The sequence below is a fragment of the Shewanella sp. SP1S1-7 genome (assembly GCF_031932105.1).
GTDB classification, from domain to species: Bacteria; Pseudomonadota; Gammaproteobacteria; order Enterobacterales; family Shewanellaceae; genus Shewanella; species Shewanella baltica.
On the sequence record NZ_JAUOEU010000001.1, the window covers coordinates 359,273 to 377,985 of the forward strand.

General features: G+C 47.2%; 12 protein-coding genes and 1 pseudogene. 5 read left to right on the forward strand and 8 right to left on the reverse strand.

Translation table 11 applies throughout. From position 1 onward, the window contains the following. Window positions 1–264: 264 nt before the first annotated feature. The 3 genes from lolE to Q4Q49_RS01575 form a co-directional block, all read right to left on the reverse strand. A complete protein-coding gene (lolE, locus tag Q4Q49_RS01565; RefSeq protein ID WP_311998450.1) occupies window positions 265–1,515 on the reverse strand; it encodes a lipoprotein-releasing ABC transporter permease subunit LolE in 1,251 nt (416 codons plus the stop codon). Continuing rightward, window positions 1,512–2,207: a lipoprotein-releasing ABC transporter ATP-binding protein LolD gene (gene lolD, locus Q4Q49_RS01570; RefSeq protein ID WP_006081863.1), complete on the reverse strand. Its 696-nt coding sequence runs from the start codon at window positions 2,205–2,207 to the stop codon at window positions 1,512–1,514. The genes lolE and lolD overlap by 4 nt, the downstream gene beginning before the upstream one ends. 127 nt (window positions 2,208–2,334) lie before the next feature. Then, window positions 2,335–3,567: a lipoprotein-releasing ABC transporter permease subunit gene (locus Q4Q49_RS01575; RefSeq protein ID WP_311998451.1), complete on the reverse strand. Its 1,233-nt coding sequence runs from the start codon at window positions 3,565–3,567 to the stop codon at window positions 2,335–2,337. Window positions 3,568–3,661: 94 nt separating this feature from the next. Between Q4Q49_RS01575 and Q4Q49_RS01580 the strand changes: the two genes are divergently transcribed. From Q4Q49_RS01580 to Q4Q49_RS01590, 3 genes are all read left to right on the forward strand, one after another. Next, window positions 3,662–4,333, forward strand: coding sequence for a hypothetical protein (locus tag Q4Q49_RS01580; RefSeq protein WP_311998452.1), 672 nt, complete (start codon window positions 3,662–3,664; stop codon window positions 4,331–4,333). An 85-nt stretch (window positions 4,334–4,418) separates the two neighbouring features. Further along, window positions 4,419–7,907: a transcription-repair coupling factor gene (mfd, locus tag Q4Q49_RS01585; protein ID WP_311998476.1), complete on the forward strand. Its 3,489-nt coding sequence runs from the start codon at window positions 4,419–4,421 to the stop codon at window positions 7,905–7,907. After that, window positions 7,907–8,908, forward strand: a complete 1,002-nt coding sequence (locus tag Q4Q49_RS01590; protein ID WP_311998453.1) for a peptidoglycan binding protein CsiV — start codon at window positions 7,907–7,909, stop codon at window positions 8,906–8,908. Before mfd ends, Q4Q49_RS01590 begins: the two co-directional genes overlap by 1 nt. Window positions 8,909–8,975: 67 nt before the next feature. On the opposite strand, the gene Q4Q49_RS01595 is transcribed toward Q4Q49_RS01590, so the two are convergent. From Q4Q49_RS01595 to Q4Q49_RS01605, 3 genes are all read right to left on the reverse strand, one after another. Beyond that, complete coding sequence (locus Q4Q49_RS01595; RefSeq protein ID WP_011846955.1) at window positions 8,976–9,251, reverse strand: acylphosphatase; 276 nt, start codon at window positions 9,249–9,251, stop codon at window positions 8,976–8,978. Between the two features lie 662 nt (window positions 9,252–9,913). Continuing rightward, complete coding sequence (locus Q4Q49_RS01600) at window positions 9,914–11,614, reverse strand: hypothetical protein (protein WP_311998454.1); 1,701 nt, start codon at window positions 11,612–11,614, stop codon at window positions 9,914–9,916. A 10-nt stretch (window positions 11,615–11,624) separates the two neighbouring features. Further along, entirely contained in the window at window positions 11,625–13,865 is a 2,241-nt protein-coding gene (locus Q4Q49_RS01605) for a hypothetical protein (RefSeq protein WP_311998455.1), read from the reverse strand. Between the two features lie 451 nt (window positions 13,866–14,316). On the opposite strand from Q4Q49_RS01605, the gene Q4Q49_RS01610 reads away from it, so the two are divergent. Both Q4Q49_RS01610 and Q4Q49_RS01615 read left to right on the forward strand, forming a co-directional pair. Continuing rightward, window positions 14,317–15,135 carry a hypothetical protein gene (locus Q4Q49_RS01610; protein ID WP_311998456.1) on the forward strand — a complete coding sequence of 273 codons (819 nt, stop codon included), beginning with the start codon at window positions 14,317–14,319 and terminating at the stop codon, window positions 15,133–15,135. A 187-nt stretch (window positions 15,136–15,322) separates the two neighbouring features. After that, window positions 15,323–16,347: pseudogene (locus Q4Q49_RS01615) on the forward strand (transposase). A gap of 570 nt (window positions 16,348–16,917) precedes the next feature. Here the strand turns inward: Q4Q49_RS01615 and ycfP are convergent. Both ycfP and nagZ read right to left on the reverse strand, forming a co-directional pair. After that, window positions 16,918–17,457 (reverse strand): alpha/beta hydrolase YcfP, encoded by a 540-nt coding sequence (gene ycfP / locus Q4Q49_RS01620; protein ID WP_311998457.1) that lies wholly within the window; start codon window positions 17,455–17,457, stop codon window positions 16,918–16,920. Between the two features lie 79 nt (window positions 17,458–17,536). After that, window positions 17,537–18,565 (reverse strand): beta-N-acetylhexosaminidase, encoded by a 1,029-nt coding sequence (gene nagZ, locus Q4Q49_RS01625; protein WP_259510444.1) that lies wholly within the window; start codon window positions 18,563–18,565, stop codon window positions 17,537–17,539. Window positions 18,566–18,713: the final 148 nt, after the last annotated feature.

Here is an 18,713-nt window from a genome sequence, read left to right on the forward strand (position 1 = left end):
GCCTAGATTCAAAAACGCATAGATACAAAACGTTAGACAGAAAAAAGGCCAGTGGCAGTCTCTTCTAAGAGCGCCCACTGGCCTTTTTGTTTATGTGGCTTTCATTCTAAAGCCTTCAGTACTCGAACCATCAAGTCCTCACATCCTCAGTCGCCAAAACATAGTATCTGAGAAATAGTGCTTAAGAATAAAAGGAGTGTCCTGCAAGCGTCAGTACTGATTTCAGCACCAATCGGCTAACAGGACGCACAACCACTGATTGCGTTATCTACCCGCTAAGGCTTGCGCTGGCGCAATCTGACTGGCTTTCCAAGCAGGATAGAGTGTGGCGATTAAGCTCATCACAAACGCCATCACAATCACCAACACTGCATCTGAGCCATGTAACTCAGACGGTAAAAAGTCGACAAAGTACACATCGGCTGACAGCAGTTGAATATCAAGTAACTGCTCCATAGTACTGGCAATCGCACTTAAATTTAGTGCCACACTCACGCCAATAATCCCACCAAGACCACAGCCAAGCAGACCATTCAAGGCGCCTTGCACCATGAAAATCCCCATCACAGCAACACGACTCAGGCCCATAGTCATCAAAATCGCAATCTCAGAGGCTTTATCCCGCACTGCCATCACTAAGGTGGAAACGATATTAAAGCAGGCGACACCAATCACCAGCACAAGCACTAAGTACATGACTGTGCGAACCAACTGAATGTCTTGATATAAATGCCCTTGGGTACGGGTCCAGTCACTGATATACACCGACTGCTTTTGCGCATAACCAAGTTCACGCACTTTGACGGGTGCATCAAACACTTTATCGACGCTAATACGCACGCCAGTCACGCCGCTCTTCATGTTCAAGATCTGCGCCGCATACTGAATAGGAATATAAGCCGTGGTCAGCTCAAGCTCGCCGCCAAGATTATAGGCGCCAGACACCACAAAACGATGGCTCTTCGCCGCGCGTAAACTGCCCGCCGCTTCTGGATCCATATCCTGCACATATAAGGCCAACGTATCGCCAATCTCAAGCCCCAACTTAGTCAATAAACTCTGCCCAAGGACGATGTGATTTTCATCTTGGCCTAGACTCTGCCAGCTTGCATCGCTCATAAATTGCGCCAGTGCCGAGACCTTGATTTCTTCTTTTGGATCGATCCCCACGACAGCTAAGCCTTGAAAACCGCCGGGCTTTTGCACTAAACCTTGCATGCGGATAAAAGGCGCCGCGCCGCGAATACCTTCAATTAATAGCGCACCCTCTGCAACACTCTGCCAGTTCGCGATAGGCTCGCTCACACCGACTATGTCCGCCTGCGGCACGACGCCAAGCAATCTATGTTCTAACTCGCGCTCAAAACCGTTCATCGCCGACAGAACGATGATCAATACCGCCACGCCTAAGGCGATGCCCGCTGTCGATGCGAAGGAAATAAAGCTAATAAAGCTGTTGGATTGGCGGGCGCGATAAAAACGCCAACCAATGGATAAGGCTAACGGTCCTTTCATACTTGGGTTTCCGCCGCTAATTGCAGGAAGCCGTTCTTCATCATCAGCTGACGGTCCATACGGGCAGCCAATTTATGATCATGGGTCACCACCACAAACGCCGTACCCAGTTGTTCGGCGAGTTCGCGGATCAACTCATAAACCGCATCGCCGCTGTTGGCATCTAAGTTACCCGTAGGTTCATCGGCCAGCACTAATTTAGGTTTATTAATCAAGGCCCTTGCGATAGCCACACGCTGACGTTCGCCGCCCGATAGCTCGGCGGGAATGTGCGTCATCCGATGCCCTAACCCGACCCGCTCCAATAAGGCTTTAGCATCGGCGAGCGCCAGTTTACGATCTTTACCTTGAATAAATGCTGGCATAGCGACGTTTTCTAGCGCGGTAAATTCAGGCAATAAATGATGGAACTGATAGATAAAACCTAAGTCTTGGTTACGGATCTGCGCTTGGCGCGCACTGGACACTTGATATAAATCTTCGCCTAACAGCAAGACTTTACCCGCTGTTGGTTCATCCAACGTGCCCATGATGTGCAGCAAGGTACTCTTACCTGAGCCTGAACTGCCAACAATCGCCAACTGCTCGCCCTTAAACACTTGCAGATCGACATTAGACAACACTTGCGTGGTCACGGCGCCATCATGATAACTCTTACTGACACTCTGCACTTGCAGTAACACGTCTTGCATTGAAGTTCTCTCTTAAACAGGCATTGGCATCGATTTATGTCATCAAATCAATGCATTTAATTATTCGTATATTGAAATCGCTATTCCATCGCCGCTCAGTCGCAGCGACAGGTTTATTCGTATCCCGTTACTCGTATCTGAGCGCAGTCGCGGGTTGCACATTGGCGGCGCGCAGTGCGGGATATAAGGTCGCCAGCAGGGTGACCAATAACGTACCAATCACGATCACAGACAACTGCATCAATTCCAGTTTCACCGGCAAACTTTGCCCTACGCCTAAAATGGAAATCCCTAAGGTGGTCATAATGCCATTCAGATTCAAGGTAATGAGTATCCCGACCGCCAGCCCTAGTACTAAACCAAGTACCGCATTGAGCGACCCCTGCACCACAAAAATGCCCATCACGGCGGGTGTGGTCACGCCTTGAGTTTTGAGTACCGCCACATCTGTGGTTTTATCGACCACCATCATGACCAGCGCCGAGACGATATTGAATGCGGCCACGGCCACAATCAGACTCAACATCAGCGACATCATGTTCTTTTCCATTTTGACCGCACCAAATAAGTGGCCATAGGTATCACGCCAATCGCTGGTTGTCGCCTTTACACCTTGTTTAGCCAATATATCCTGAACTTTAAGCGCTAAAGCCGGTGCGCTAAAGGGATCGGCTAAATAGAGTCTGAGCTGATCAATAGCCTCACTGGGTTGGCGCATCAGCCGTTTCGCATCTTGATAATGGATATACGCCACGCCCGCATCGACCTGAGAGCCCATTTCAAAGATCCCTGAGACTAAAAACTTACGTTGACTCGGCACTGGGCCTAAGGGCGAATACACCACACCATCGCCACTCAATAATCGCACCGTATCACCAGGGGCGACTTTAAGTTGCCTTGCCAGCTCAGAGCCTAAAATCACCTTGTAGTCGCCGCTCGTCAGCTGCTCAAATGCACCTGAGTAAGTGTGCTGGGCAACCGAAGATAACTTTTCCGCTAACTCGGGGAACACGCCATAAACCTGTACAGCACGAATACTCGCCGCCGATTGCACCATGGCCTGCGTCGACACGCTCGGCGTCACGCCTAATACGCCAGGTAAGGCTTTAAGCGCACTCGCCTGCTCAGTCCAATCGACTAAAGGCGCTTCACTATAAAGAGTTAATTGCGGTACTGCGCCTAAGATACGTTGCTTGAGTTGGCCTTCGAGACCATTCATCACAGAGCTCACGACAATGAGCGCGGCAACGCCTAAAAAAATGCCTGAAACGGCAAATAGAGTAATGAACGACGCGAACGCGTTCGCTTTTCTGGCCCGCCAATAACGGTAACCAATATAGAAAGGAAATCCTGGATTCATTGAAAGAGGGTTGCGTCCTGTGTGCTGAACTTGCTAAATCATGAAGATGGGCACGATAATAGGGGTATTGGTCCTATAAATAAAGAGGCAAGCCTTGTTCACTGACACCAATCCGTATTTTAGTGTGCCTCACCCTTTTACCGCCTACTTAAGTCTGTGGCCGAGTTCCGAGCCATTACCCTCTGAAATGGCATTAAGATCAATGCAATCATTGGGTATTCAGCTACTCAGCGAAGTGAAAACGCTCGAAGCCAATTGCTTGCTGCAACTGCGCCATTTAGACAACGACGCTAAGGTGGTGGTGGACTTTTTAAAGCTGCAATCCCGCAAAGTGGATTTAGTGCTGCAGCATGTATTAGAGAAAGAAACCCAAGAAGGCGAAAAATGCATTGGCAATCAGTTTGGTGGCAGTGGCCTAAGACTACTCACACCCACAGCCTTGGACATCGGCTCAAACTATAAAATCACCCTGTTTATTCATGACGAGTTAGTCGCCATTCTTTGTTTTGGCAAAGTGACCGCCTCTACCGCGCAAAAAACGCTATCCACCGAGTGCAGCGCCGATAGCGATACAAATAGCGGCGACACACAAAATGCCGAACAACATACTCAGGCGGAACTTCACTCTCCTGCCCCGCAATGGCAAACCGACTTTGAATTCAGTCAAATTCTCGAAGCTGACGTGGAGCAATTAGTCAAAGCCAGCCTCAATGTGCAGCAGAAACAACTCAAGTTACGTAAACTCGCCAGAGACGAGCGTCAATAGCCGCTGACTTTTCACTGGCACCTGCGCCATCAAGTCTCTACAATGTCTGCAACTCTTTGTGAATGAATCAGTTTATCGCACGCCAATGACTCACATATCAGCCCTAACGCCGCCAGCCGTCAAAAATGGCAATCAAATTCAGACTCTGTCCACCGTAGGCGGCGTTTGCCAAGCCGTTACACTCGCCAGTTTAGCGCGTCAACATAAGGGGACGACCTTAGTTGTCACCAGTGATACGCCGAGCGCCTTAAGCTTAGAGCTAGAACTGAGTTATTTGCTCAGTAAAACAGGCATTAAGGTCAGATTATTCCCTGACCGCGAAACCTTGCCCTACGACAGTTTTTCGCCCCATCAGGATTTGATCTCCCAGCGACTCGAAACCCTGTCGCAGCTGTCTCAAATTGAGCAAAACATTGTTATCGTGCCCGTCACGACCTTAATGATGCGCCTGCCACCTAAGGCCTATTTAAGCGCTAACGTGTTTGTGCTGAAAAAAGGTGATAGCTACAAATTACACGATGTACGCCAGCATTTAACCGACACAGGCTACCATTCAGTTGAACAAGTGTATGAACACGGCGAGTTTGCCATTCGCGGCTCGATTCTGGATATCTTCCCAACTGGAATGAATATGCCGCTGCGCATCGAGCTATTCGATGAAGAAGTGGAGACCATCCGCCATTTTGATCCCGAAACCCAACGTTCATTGCAACCTGTTGACTCGATTCGCTTATTGCCCGCGAAGGAATTTCCGACCGACAGCTCGGCCATCGAAGGCTTTAGACAAAGATACCGTCGCCGTTTTGAGGTCATAGTCAAAGAGCCAGAGTCAGTTTATCAGCTGGTGAGCCGTAACTTGATGCCGGCGGGAATCGAAAACTACCTGCCGCTGTTTTTTGATGACACAGCCACCCTATTCGATTACTTGCCCAAGGACACTCAACTCGTCACCTTAGGCGATATCGAAAAGTCGGCGCGCGCGCATTTGCAAGAAGTCGAACATCGCTATCAAGACAGACGAGTCGATCCACTGCGGCCGCTACTGGCGCCTAAAGAGCTGTATCTACTCATCGAAGAGTTATTTGCCGCCTTTAAACCGCTGCCACGTTATCAAATGCACGTGCCGACAGATGGCACCGGAACGACGAAAGCTGTGGTGATTCCTGCCAGCACCCTGCCCGATATCAGCGCCAACCATAAATTAAAGCAACCACTGTTAGCGCTGCAAGATTACGCCAGCAGCGCCAAACGCATGTTGTTTAGCGCTGAGTCCGAGGGTCGCCGCGAAGCGCTGCTTGAATTGCTCGCTAAAATTCAGCTTAAACCTGCGCTGTTTAACCATTTTGATGAATTTATTCAAAGTGATGCCAAGTTAGGCCTTATCGTATCGCCGCTGTCACGCGGTTGTTTGCTGCAGATCAGCGCCAAAGATGGCATCAGTATCATTTGTGAAACTGAACTCTTCGGCCATCGTATTTCCCAGCAACGTCGCCGTGAAAAACAGCGCCAGATCAGCAACGATGCCCTGATTAAAAACTTGGCCGAACTCAAAGTCGGCCAGCCCATTGTGCATTTAGAACACGGTGTTGCCCTCTACAAAGGCTTAGTCACCTTAGATACGGGTGGACTGATCGCCGAATATCTGCAATTGGAATACGCCGGCGGCGATAAACTGTATGTGCCAGTGTCTTCATTGCACCTTATCAGCCGCTACAGTGTTGGCGCCGATGAAGACGCCCACTTAAATAAACTCGGCAACGAGACCTGGGCTAAAGCCAAGAAAAAGGCGATTGAAAAAATCCGCGACGTCGCAGCCGAGCTGCTCGATGTCTATGCCCGTCGCCAAGCGCGTCCCGGCGAAAGCTGCGCAATTGACGAAGAAGAATACGCTCAATTCGCCCGCGGCTTCCCCTTCGAAGAAACCGTTGATCAAGAAAGCGCCATTATCGCCGTGTTAGCCGATATGCAATCGCCGACCGCAATGGACAGATTAGTCTGTGGCGATGTGGGCTTTGGTAAAACCGAAGTGGCCATGCGCGCCGCCTTTGTGGCCGTCAACGCCGGCAAGCAAGTGGTCGTGCTGGTCCCGACCACATTGCTTGCCCAGCAACACTATGAAAACTTTAAAGACAGGTTTGCCGACTGGCCCGTGGTCACCGAAGTGATGTCACGCTTTCGCACCGCTAAAGAGCAGACTCAAGTGCTGCAGCAATTGGAAGAAGGCAAAGTCGATATCGTTATCGGTACTCACAAGTTACTGCAATCTGAGGCCAAGTTTGAAAACTTAGGCCTGCTGATCATCGACGAAGAACACAGATTCGGTGTACGTCAAAAAGAGAAAATCAAGGCGCTGCGTGCCAACGTGGATATCTTAACCCTAACCGCGACGCCCATTCCGCGTACCTTAAATATGGCCATGTCGGGCATGCGCGATTTATCGATTATCGCCACCCCGCCCGCCAAACGTTTAGCGGTAAAAACCTTTGTGCGCGAATCCGATCCTGCAACCGTGCGCGAGGCCATTTTGCGGGAAATCCTCCGTGGCGGCCAAGTGTATTACCTGCACAATAATGTTGAAAGTATTGAGAAATGTGCCCAAGGCATTATCGATTTACTGCCAGAAGCGCGGGTAGTCGTCGCCCACGGTCAAATGCGTGAACGCGACCTTGAGCGGGTGATGTCTGACTTTTATCACCAAAGATTCAACGTGTTAGTCTGTACCACTATTATCGAAACCGGTATCGACGTTCCGAGTGCCAACACCATTATTATCGAGCGCGCCGATACCTTTGGTCTGGCGCAGTTACACCAATTACGCGGCCGCGTCGGACGCTCGCACCATCAGGCTTATGCCTATTTGATGACGCCACATCCTAAACGTATGACTCCCGATGCGCGTAAGCGTTTAGAAGCCATTGATGCCCTTGAGGATCTCGGTGCAGGCTTTATGCTGGCGACCCAAGATTTAGAGATCCGCGGTGCAGGTGAACTCTTAGGTGATGAGCAGAGCGGCCATATTTCGAAAATTGGTTTTAGCTTATACATGGAAATGCTCGAAGCGGCAGTCAAAGCCTTAAAACAAGGCAAAGAGCCATCGCTGGCGCAAATGCTGAATCAACAATGTGAAATTGAACTGCGTATCCCCGCCCTGCTGCCTGAGGCCTATGTGAGCGACGTCAATATTCGTCTATCGCTCTATAAACGCATCGCAGGTTGCGAAACCGAATCGGCGCTGGATGAGTTAAAAGTCGAATTGATCGACCGTTTTGGCCTATTGCCCGAACCGACGCGCAACTTAATGGAAATGACCCTCTATAAACATGAGGCGACTCGCTTAGGGGCGACTAAAATAGAAGTGCACAGTAAAGGTGGCAGCATCGAATTTAGTCATGATCACGTCATCGATCCTATGTTTATTATTGGATTACTCCAAAGCCAGCCACAAATCTATCGAATGGAAGGACCGAATAAGTTAAAGTTCAGCCTTGCGGCCGAAACCAGCAAAGACAGGCTCGCTTTAGTGAAACTCTTGCTCGAACAATTATCGCAACATCGTCTTGGAGATAATAAATAGTGTTACGTAAACTCGCGGTCTCTATCGCTACCCTCATTGCACTATCGCACAGTCAGGTGGTCCAAGCTGAAGCTTGGTTCGAAGTTGAAGTCTATGTATTTGAACGCCAAAGTCAGTCAACTGAGCAATGGCCAGATACGCCGATCAAGACAAAAACCGATAAAGCGATAGACTTGATCTCTCCAGCGGTTGCACAAGTCGTTACCCCAATGGCGAGTGAGTCGGCGCCTTGTACCTTAGTATTTGATGCCGATGCCAATAGCCATTGCGCTGAAAGCTTAAACGGTGATCCAACGTCTGAGCCTGTAGCCGCCGCGCCGACCAGTGTCGAATATCGCTATCCGCCAGTGATCCCATCAGAAATCAGCAGCGCAACGACCAGCTATGCCAGCGCCAATGGTGGCCCAGTGTTATTAGCACGCAGCCAAAGCCAGTTCGCGAGCATTATCAATAGCATCTCCCGTGAACGCGGCACGCGCAGTTTACTGCACATGGCGTGGCAACAACCGATGCGCGGCAAAAGTGGTTCAGTGCCTATTCGTTTATTTGCGGGTAAAGATTTCTCGGATACCTATCATTTTGATGGCAGAAAAATCGTTACGCCAACTCAAACTGAACCTATGATCAATGCCGATGGCACGCCTATGCTTTCGCCTGTGGTCTCGCCGGTTTGGGAATTAGATGGCACGTTAAATATCTACTTGAGCCACTATTTGTATATTGAAACCGCACTGAATATGCGCAAAGAAGGTAGAAAGCTATTACCAGCAATGCCAAGCGATGCCGCCGATACCAGCGCAACACTCACGGCGCCTAAAGTCATGACACCGTTTTTAATGTCAGTGCCTTTGGAGCAAAACCGCCGGGTGAAGAGTGAGGAAATCCATTATTTAGATCACCCCGAAATGGGCATGGTGATCCAAATTCGTAAGATGGCACAACCTAGTGCACAGCAAAAAAGTCAGAATGCCGAATCGATACAAACGGTTGGGCAATACTGAGTCAGCAAGTAAACAACAAAAGACTTGAGTCGTACTCTAAAATGAATGACTTAGACTGTGCAGCTGTTTAAGACTGTACTATGGAGAAGTCGAGGTAGATATCATCGGCTTCGTCTTCTCCCACAGTTACAGTTAATCCCTCGGTACAAGGCACGCCCACTTCGCACCAAGCAATCAAGTTATTCACCGCAATATCACTGCCTTGGGCTAACACTTCGACACTGCCATCACGGCAATTGGTGACATAGCCTGTCACGCCCAAAGCTCTGGCCTTAGTCAAGGTCGCATGCCGACAACCCACACCTTGCACTTTACCCGTTAAACTTATCAATACACGCTTCATCTCACGCCCCTTTTGCACACAAGCCTGTTATTGGATTAAGCATAGCCGCAATTATCCGAAGGCTAAGTGTTAACCTATGGATCTATAGAGCAAAAAACAAACGATATTTTATTTTAGGCAAAAAAAACAGCTAACAAGACTGCAGTTAGCTGTGTCGGGCGACATACGCAAAGGGATATCCAATAAATGGACAAATACAACAGCAACTCTGTATCATTTTGTTACAAAATAGCAAGACTGGCTACTTTACACAATAAATAATTATTTTCAAGAGTTTGAAAAGTAAAACTATCCCTCCCCAGCGAATATAATGCTTTTAGCTGAAAATCGGCTCCTACCTCTGCCTGCATTGTTCATTAAAAAAAACACCCCTGTGAAAATCGCAGAAACATGAGGGCGCATTGACGTTCAACGCTGAGATTGTGCTTGTTCAGGCCAGCTCGCAATTGCGAAACGAGGGTTTGGGAAGTAAGGGAGAAGTGAGGGTTGTAGAATTGAAGTGTCGCTATGCCACGCTAATAACGGGTACTGTGTATGGCGAAGCGTTACAGCAAGACAAGCAAAAATATACCAGCCAAACATTCAAAAGACAAAAGCAAAAAACCGGCATAGTCTGCCGGTTTCTGTTTTATTGCGCGATAAGTTGATTACGCGATAACCTGCTACTCGCTGATCATCTGACCATTTTGATAGCGATACTCGGATGAGGGTTCGCCATTAAAGTAATACACCGACCTGCCGTGCAGTTGATTATCAAGATACTCATCACTTTGCAGCAGGCTGCCATCTTCGTTAAAACTATAGCCTTTGCCCTGCAATTGACCTTTATCATCATATTGCGTCTGCCCTAATAAATGGCCGTTGGCGGAAAAGGCTTGCCAGTGACCCACTTCGTGTCCTGCTTTATAGTGACCATGCCAGAGCTTAACCATGCTGTAGCTGCTTTCATCTTGCAGCAGCCATTGGCCTTCGCGCTGACCGTTAACATACTGACCTTGGGCTTGCAGTTGTTTATCAAAGCCACGCAGTAAATACGCGCCATGTAACTTAGCGTTTTTATAAAATTCTCGGCGCATTATCGTGCCATCGACTGCGATTTCTATTTGTTCGCCACTCAGCTGACCTTGTTGGTTAAACTGCTCATTGCGCGTCGTGTCACGGGTTTGCGTGACCCACTTGCCGACCTTTAAACCTAAGTGGTATTGGCCGCTGACAAAACTGCCGTCCTCTACATTATCTTCCCGATAGGCACCGTGCATTTGACCTTTGCTATAGCTCGCACGTTGGACAGCGCCATTCCAGCCAATCCCAATATACAAGCCATCGTATTGCCCCTTGAGTTGTTCATCGCGTTCAATCAATTCACCTGCAGAGTCGAAGCGCTGACGTAAACTCCAGTTTTTCGCAGTATCACGCTGATATTGATGGGTTAACTTTCCAGTGCCATCGAAGCGCTGTTCAGTGCTAATCCGGCCTTTTGCAAGATATTGAGTATCGGTTTGAGTGGCGACATTGCCAGCATTATCATAGGTAATATTCTGTATTTCGCGGCCAGCATTATCGTACTCTTGCTGCATGGCTAACAGCCCTGGCCCTTTAAAACGCTGCTGTAAACCCACCTGCTTGCCATGCTGATAATGTTTAAGCTCTTGCAGAATATCTGCGGCCTGATAAATCAACACTTCTCCGTGCATTTTTCCATTCAGGTAAAACTCTTTGGTGTATAACCAGCCCTCTTTGGCCCAATACAGTCGTTCACCTTGGTATTTTCCCGCCACCATATTCACGCTTTGTTCTGGCTTACCATTGTCATAGAAGCTTTCATATCGCCCTTCCATACCGTTTGCGCCATAGTTTGCGCGCGATGCCAGCTGGCCGTTGGCATGATAACTTTGCGATAAGCCTAATTCAGCCCCATCCACGCGATGCTGAAGTTCCCGCAATTGACCATTGGTATGGTAACTTTTCTGATCTCCATGCAACTGGCCATTCTGGTAGTGGTACTCTCCCGAAAGCGCTCCGTCTTCCCAATAATGCAGATGCGTGCCCTGATAATGTCCTTGCGCATCGCTACTGCCCTTGCGAGACAATTGACCGTTGGGGTAGAAAAACTCGAAATCGCCAACGATAAAACTCTCGACTAAATTGGGATTGTTGACACTGCCCTTAAAAACCGGTTTATCCGTTTCTAAATAAAATAGCTGCAATGGCCACTCGCCATTTTGTTCTGTCGGCGCTTGCTCCAGATAATAAATGGCTTCGCCAGGTACATCGTTAAGCCGCCATTCTTGGTCGAGTAAAATTCGCTCAGCCAACAAATTAAACGACATAAGTAGCGCAGATAATAGTAATAAGACTCGCATTTTCTGCTCCTTAAGGTAACGCAGGGAATATATTAACCCACTGTTTATTAACAGGTTTTCCGCTTATCGAAAGCTGTTCTATTTGTGCTGCGCGCCCCGCCAATACAAACCAGCGTTGCTCACGTAATACTTGCTGCAACGGACGCTGATAAAAGTCACTGTCACCTTGCATAGCAGGCGCAAGGGGTAAATTCTGCGCATTTAAAAAACGATAGCGCCGCATAAATTCGGCCACGGTTTGAGTGGTATCAAGATTCGGCAGCTGACTGATATCAATCAACCAGCTTTGCTCAGGTTGATACGCTAGCGCTTGCCATTTGGGCGTACCAGTACAGGCCAAGGTGCTGCTGACCTTGATGTCGTAAAAATTGCGGCGGATCCCATCGGCGCTGCTCAGTTGGTGCAGCACAAACTTATCTAGCCCAGCACCAAAACCCGTGTTGTTGCTTGCGCTGGTGTTTGTCCATTGCAGTGTATGTCCGTTGACCTTAGGGGCATCGACCACACTAAGGGTGCACACCGCTGCCTGCTCAGACGTTAACAGCATACTGACGCCGTATTTGGCGACGATTTGCGGCTCAAGTAAGGCGGGATCGACGGTTGTGCTAGGTTGCGGCTGATTATCATAGGACGCATACATATCATCACTATAAAGCAGTTGCTGCTGCGCCGGCGGATAAGCCATATTTTGCGCGTAATCTAGGGTCGGAATAAAACGAATATTCTTAGTCAGTTCGCCGCTGTCAGTCTCAGTATTCACATAGAGTGTCAGTGTCAACGACGCGGCGGCAAAGGTAAACTGTGTAATCGTTTCATATTGCGCCGATGAAGTCAGCGCCAGCATATTTTGCTCTGCTGGGGTTAACCAATCCGGTCCAGTGGCTGGCGGTGAAAGATAGTGCACCATAGCGCCTTCGGCACCATCATAGCGCCGGTATAACCACGTTTTGTCAGCGCCGCCTCGCGATTTCAGCAGATAACTGAATGGCTTGTCAGGAATTGGCGAGAGTTCGAGCTGTAAATCTTCATACTGCACGCTCACGGTTTTACTGGGATCGGGTGTCAGGTTAAGTTTGACCAGTTTTGCAGCGTGGTAATGGGCCGTCGCGCGAAACTCAGCGACTTGAGCTAAGAGGTCATTTGGTGCATTCCAGCCAATAAGCAAATTTTGCTGCACAGATTGATGGAAACCATCCTGTTCTGGATAACTGTAACTGCCCACCTTGCTTAGTTGCAGCGGCAGCACAGTACCATCCGCGCTGTGTGCCGTGATATCGGTTAAGCTAAACCCGCCTTCGGGTTTAAAACCTGAAAAGTCATGCTGATAGGTTAGATTTAATAGGTCATCTTGCTGGTAAAAGTAACCCGCATCATAGGCAAATACGGCATCAATGGCTAAGGTCTTATTGATCTCATCCAGCACAAAGTCAGGCTGTTTTTGATACTCAAAGGCTGGGAAATCATAATCAAAACCTAAACGCTGCGTCAGATCGCCCAACTGGCGCTGCTGCGGCAACATAATAACGTTGCTGCGCAACGTGCCCTTATAGCCGTAGCGCTCAAACGGCGCTTCTGCCACTAGAGCTAACTGCGCTAACCAACCCCGCTCACGTTCTAACATCAATTGACCGTATATTTTGGCTTGCTCGCCGTCACTTTCAACTTTGGCTAACACATGCGTATCAGTGACTTGCAATACAGTAAGTTTGGCATTGGCGTGGCCTTGATAAGCAGGAAGCGCGACGACCGCCCCCGCTTTGGCGGGTATAGTGTTAAGAAAGGCCGATGAGCTAAAGAGCTTTTTCAGCTCCTGCTCCAGCTCTGCGCCGCGTTCAGCCAGCAGCGCCTGCCACACAGGTTTGTTTAATGCACTGAATTCTTTAACGCTGCCATCGTCTAGATTTAACGTAAATTCAAACCCCTGCGAGAAAATAGCGTGCATTTCAGGATTACGATCGGCTCGCTGACCACTACTGACGCCACTCCCTTGGCCATCGCGCATGTTCATGTAATCGACGTACACTTGAAACCGACTGTTATTGCCCGTTTCGAGGACTTTATAACGCAGCAATTGATGTGAGCTAGTGTTCACCGTTTCGGTACGCTGACCATTATCTACAGTAATGTTGGTGGTGCTATAAAGCTGATACGAGCGCTCCTCCCCTTTCTCAGGTGTGAACTCAACATCTGCATCCCCAAAAGAACAGGCCGATAATAAACAGCATGCAACTACGCTAACCAAGTACTTCATGGTTATTCCTTGTATCTCAAACAAATAGTAAGCGCCGCATTATGCCCTTTCATGCCCAGTAAATAAAATGCTTTGCTATTTATGCCAGTTCAGCACAACAGGATTACCGCTTTTACGGTGATATCCCCCCATGCCAGCGCGGACATAATTTATAAGGAGTTCATAGGAAATTCATCATGGCTCGGCTAGCAACATCTTTTAAATCATCCTTAATCACATGTGTAGCATCCATTGCTATTGTTTCCCCAGTGACTCGTCGTCCTTATATTTAATAAAAAAGTGTCCCTACCCGCTAGGAATCGGCACCTAACCATTTGAATGTAAATGAATATATTGTATAATTAGTTAGCTGTAAGCGTTGACTGACCTTGAGTGTCGAACAAGTGTACGATTAATGATAATGATATTCTCTATATTAGAAAATATTTACATAAGCGGAATAAGAGAAACTATGCCATATATTACAGGTGTGTTAAATGATGGTTGTGAGTACAAAAAAAGTATCACGAAAAAAACACGAGTTCTTAGACTCGACAATGAAGAATTTAATTCTCAACATTATTTAACTGAACTTAATCTATCGAATCTATCTTGCTCTGAAAACATAGAGTCAATTATTTTTCACAAATCGTTATATTTAACTCAAGAAAATTTGAACGATATCGGAAAATGTCGGACATTGAAAGAACTTCATTTAACAACAGATAAGGAGTTAGATTTTTCAGTATTACAAGACTCGGATTTAGAAAAACTTGTTATTTACTTTATAGGAGGGAGCGATTTATTTAAAAAACTTGTTGGTTTGAAAAAGCTGGTAAATGTAACAGTTGAGTTCAGTAGCGAAACGGACTTATCGCTCGAGTGCCTACCTCCTAGTGTACAAAAATTAACTATTTCAGGAAACATAGTTAATTTTGAGTTATCCAAGTTAGAGCACTTAACCCTTAAAGAGCTCTCTTTAAAAGGCTTACCGGCTTGTGAACTAAATTTTTCAGTCGAAATGGCACAGAATCTAGAATTACTTTGTGCTGTGTATTGTCACGATATAGGTAACTTCCATTCACTGCCATTCCATGGTTCTACAAAACTTAAAACAATTAACTTTAGTGGTACATACTGGGAACATTTATTTATAGATGAATTTTGCGAATTAGAATCGTTAAAATGGGTGATACTTACTGATACGATGCGAATCGTAGCCGACTTATCCAACAAAAAAATAGTAAGTTCTGGCTGGAAACGGTGGGAAGAATATATCAGTTGCTATTAAAGGCCTATCATAGCGCTTAGACATTTAAGTGCCACCCAACTCCATCTCAGCCATTGTCTTTATGTCACCCATAAAGACTTTTTTACAGATTTTAGTGAAATCTAAAGGACAGCCATATCTTTTAGTGTTTTTTAGCTTCTTTGACTAGGCTTTACATTATCTTGCTTTTGTCGTTTCGGAGTGTCTTATGACCTCAGCCAGAAGACAGTTAATTGATGCCAATACAACGCCTTTCTATCATGTGATAAATCGCTGTGTTAGAAGGCTTTTTTGTGTGGTGAGGATAAACTCACGGGCCGCAGTTATGAGCATCGTCGCGGCTGGATTGTTGATAAAATCAAGGCATTATCTGCGATTTTCTGCATTGATATTTGCGCCTATGCGGTGATGAGTAATCACTATCATTTAGTGCTTAAAATTGATGTCGACAAGGCGAAATCGCTAACGCAAAAAGATATTATTAGTTGCTGGTGTCAAATCACTAAGGGCCATGTTGTCGCCACTAAGTATATAAATGGTGATGATTTAATCGACGGTGAAGTGATGTTACTTGATGCATTACTCGCCGAGTGGCATGAGCGACTGAGCAGTATCTCTTGGTTTATGCGCTGTTTAAATGAAGAAATTGCCCGTAAGGCCAATCGTGAAGATGAGTGTAAAGGCGCTTTTTGGGAAGGCCGTTTTAAGTCACAAGCGTTGTTAGATGAGCAAGCACTGCTGGCGTGCATGATGTATGTCGATTTAAATCCTATTCGAGCAGGGATTGCCGACTCCGTGCAATCCTCTGATTTTACATCGATTCAGGAGCGCGTGAATGCGCTTAATCCTCATATCAACTCGCCCCAACTGGTCAAAACTACCGCAGATAACCTACAGCCAGTCCTATCTAAAGCCCTCGCAAAATTTGATGGTTCAACACTTCTGAGCCAGCAAACAGGCATTCCGTTTCATTTTGCAGATTATCTTGAGTTGATAGATTGGACGGGACGAGCTATACGCCTTGATAAAAAAGGCTATATCGATAATCAACGGCCAAAACTACTCAATGAATTAGGAATTTCGCCCGATGCGTGGCTCACTTCAGCTAAAGAGTTTCGACGTCAATACAGTGGCATAAGTGGTCGATGGGATAGTATGTGCGAGTTTAAAAAGCAGCACAACAGCGGCAAATGGTGTAAAGGTAAAGCCTCAAGCCAAGCGTTACATCCTTAAGTTCATTATTGTCCACGATTCAGCGCTTGGAATTATTTTTGTTGATCCGAAATGAAGATAATTCCGCGCAAAACATAGCACGTTTTTGTCCAATAAGAGTGGTGCCTAATAATCGTTAAGATTAGATCTAGTCTTTAAAACCTAGAGGTTACGCATGCGCTCGAAAGGCGAGCCATGGTGATTAGCGAGACGACCGTCCGCCCCATGGACGGGGCGGTCGAGCATCCACGGACGGACTGGCTGCGTGTCGGTGAGTCAATGCCATGGTAAGCCTATGCAAGTAGATACCAGCCAACACTAATCCCCTAAAAAAAAACCAAAAGTCGCAGCCACTCGAGACTACTTTCCTACACATTTAAGTTCAAAACCAATACAGTCGATTTTATAATCTAGAGCCCTCAATATGCTCTACTTAAAAATATTCCTAATAGCCACAGTCATATTCAAAGTCGCAATGTGCGCCACATGAAGTACGAAAGCCAAAACCATAAGGCGGAATAGCCGATAAGATAAATCCACTCCCCCTTATATATAAAAAGAGGAGTGTTACTTTTATTCAATCGATATCAATTAAGCCAATTTAAAGGCTTTTATTTTGGGGAGATGGGCGGCGAGTTGGTGGAATTTGTGGGGCTGAACGTCATCCCAATCAATCGAATAATAGGCGCTTAATTCACTAGCGAGTTGCTGATTATTGAACATCTCATCATTCACTGAAAATATACACATGGCCTTGTGGGTATTCTTTTCACGAAATTGCGACACGCACTTATTGGCAATATCGGCATATTCTTCTGGGCGATCAATCTTGCCCTGCATATTATCTTCTGGGTGCAAATTAGGATTAATCAGCACAGATTTAAGCCCATTTAAAAAACCAATGCGCTCGGCCCAATAAGCGCCGAGTCCTACGCCAACCATTAACGGCACGGGATCGTCGCTATGCTTCATTTGCTTAGCGACTTCCTTGAGCAAGTGTTGCATGTCGTGCTTAGGGTGCAAGGTGCTGTAACTGATCAAACGTACGTCAGGGTCGATAAACTGCAACTGACGCATTTTTTCGTGATTACCTGGGCTAGTCGCATCAAATCCATGAAGATAGAAAATCATATCAAGGCCTTTTAATCATTTTTGATTACAGTGAATTAACTAACCCTAGCAAAAGAGTGATCTCACACCTTGCGCTACATCAAACTTTCGCCTGTTGGGCCAAACAAATTTGCTCCGCAAGCTGTTTCGCGTTTTCCCAACGGGCGGTATTATCGAGCGCTGCGGCCGTTTGTGCGGCATTGGGCTTGAGTAAACTTGCAGGATACTGCGGCGCGCTCTCTGGCCAAGTAAAGCCATCGAGTAGCGACATCACGCCCGCATTGTCATTGCACACTAAAATCATATCGCAACCGGCGGCTAAGGCAGCGCTGGCCCTTGCACGGTAATCGCCCGCAAATCCTGCGCCTTGCATGCCGAGATCGTCGGAGAAAATCACCCCGTTAAAGCCAAGCTCTTTGCGCAGCACTTGTTTTAGCCAGTATTCTGAGAAGCCCGCAGAGTTGGGGTCGACTTTAGGATAAACCACGTGCGCGGGCATCACGCCTAATAACTTCTCTTTTGCGATCAGTTCTTTAAACGGCAGAATATCCTTTGCAAAAATCGCCTCGGCATCACGCTCGTCAATCGGTTTCTCGTAGTGCGAATCCGCCACTACACTGCCGTGTCCGGGGAAATGTTTACCTACGGCGCCCATGCCTGCGGCGGCCATGCCCGCAATAAAGCTTTCGGCCAGTGTAATCACCTCGGCAGGCTCTGGGCTAAAGCTGCGTTTACCTATGACTTGACTAACGCCGTTTAAGTCCAACACGGGCGCGAAACTTAAATCGATATCGCAGGCCAGTAGTTCAATCGCCATTAAGAAACCCAGTTCACAGGCCCAGCGTTTGGCTAACGCTATATCACCTTTTGCCGCAGGTAAAATGTCGCCCATGGCAGGAATAACGGTAAAGCCATCGCGGAAGCGTTGTACTCGACCGCCCTCATGATCGACGGCAATTAATAGTTCAGGGCGGATTTGGCGTATCTGTTGTACCAGACGGATCAACTGATCACGGCTTGAAAAATTGCGGGAAAATAGAATTAAACCACCCACCTGTGGATGGCGTAGCATCTCAGATTCTGCCTCACTGACGTCCAACGACAGTAGGTCCAACATTAAATAGCTCATACTTCTCCCTAAAAATTTTCATTAATACTCAAAAAATAACCACTCAAGCCATAAGTGGGTCGCGCTCACAAAAAAGCCCAAAAAAGCGAACCATCTGCCCTTGTAGCGCTTTTAAAGCCTGTATTCTTGGCCATAAAATGGTCAACAA

Coding starts and splice junctions, on each gene's coding strand:
- mfd (WP_311998476.1), top strand. CDS start 4,419: ATGACTCACATATCAGCCCTAACGCCGCCAGCCGTCAAAAATGGCAAT.
- Q4Q49_RS01610 (WP_311998456.1), top strand. CDS start 14,317: ATGCCATATATTACAGGTGTGTTAAATGATGGTTGTGAGTACAAAAAA.
- Q4Q49_RS01575 (WP_311998451.1), bottom strand. CDS start 3,567: ATGAATCCAGGATTTCCTTTCTATATTGGTTACCGTTATTGGCGGGCC.
- Q4Q49_RS01595 (WP_011846955.1), bottom strand. CDS start 9,251: ATGAAGCGTGTATTGATAAGTTTAACGGGTAAAGTGCAAGGTGTGGGT.
- nagZ (WP_259510444.1), bottom strand. CDS start 18,565: ATGAGCTATTTAATGTTGGACCTACTGTCGTTGGACGTCAGTGAGGCA.
- lolD (WP_006081863.1), bottom strand. CDS start 2,207: ATGCAAGACGTGTTACTGCAAGTGCAGAGTGTCAGTAAGAGTTATCAT.
- ycfP (WP_311998457.1), bottom strand. CDS start 17,457: ATGATTTTCTATCTTCATGGATTTGATGCGACTAGCCCAGGTAATCAC.
- Q4Q49_RS01600 (WP_311998454.1), bottom strand. CDS start 11,614: ATGCGAGTCTTATTACTATTATCTGCGCTACTTATGTCGTTTAATTTG.
- lolE (WP_311998450.1), bottom strand. CDS start 1,515: ATGAAAGGACCGTTAGCCTTATCCATTGGTTGGCGTTTTTATCGCGCC.
- Q4Q49_RS01605 (WP_311998455.1), bottom strand. CDS start 13,865: ATGAAGTACTTGGTTAGCGTAGTTGCATGCTGTTTATTATCGGCCTGT.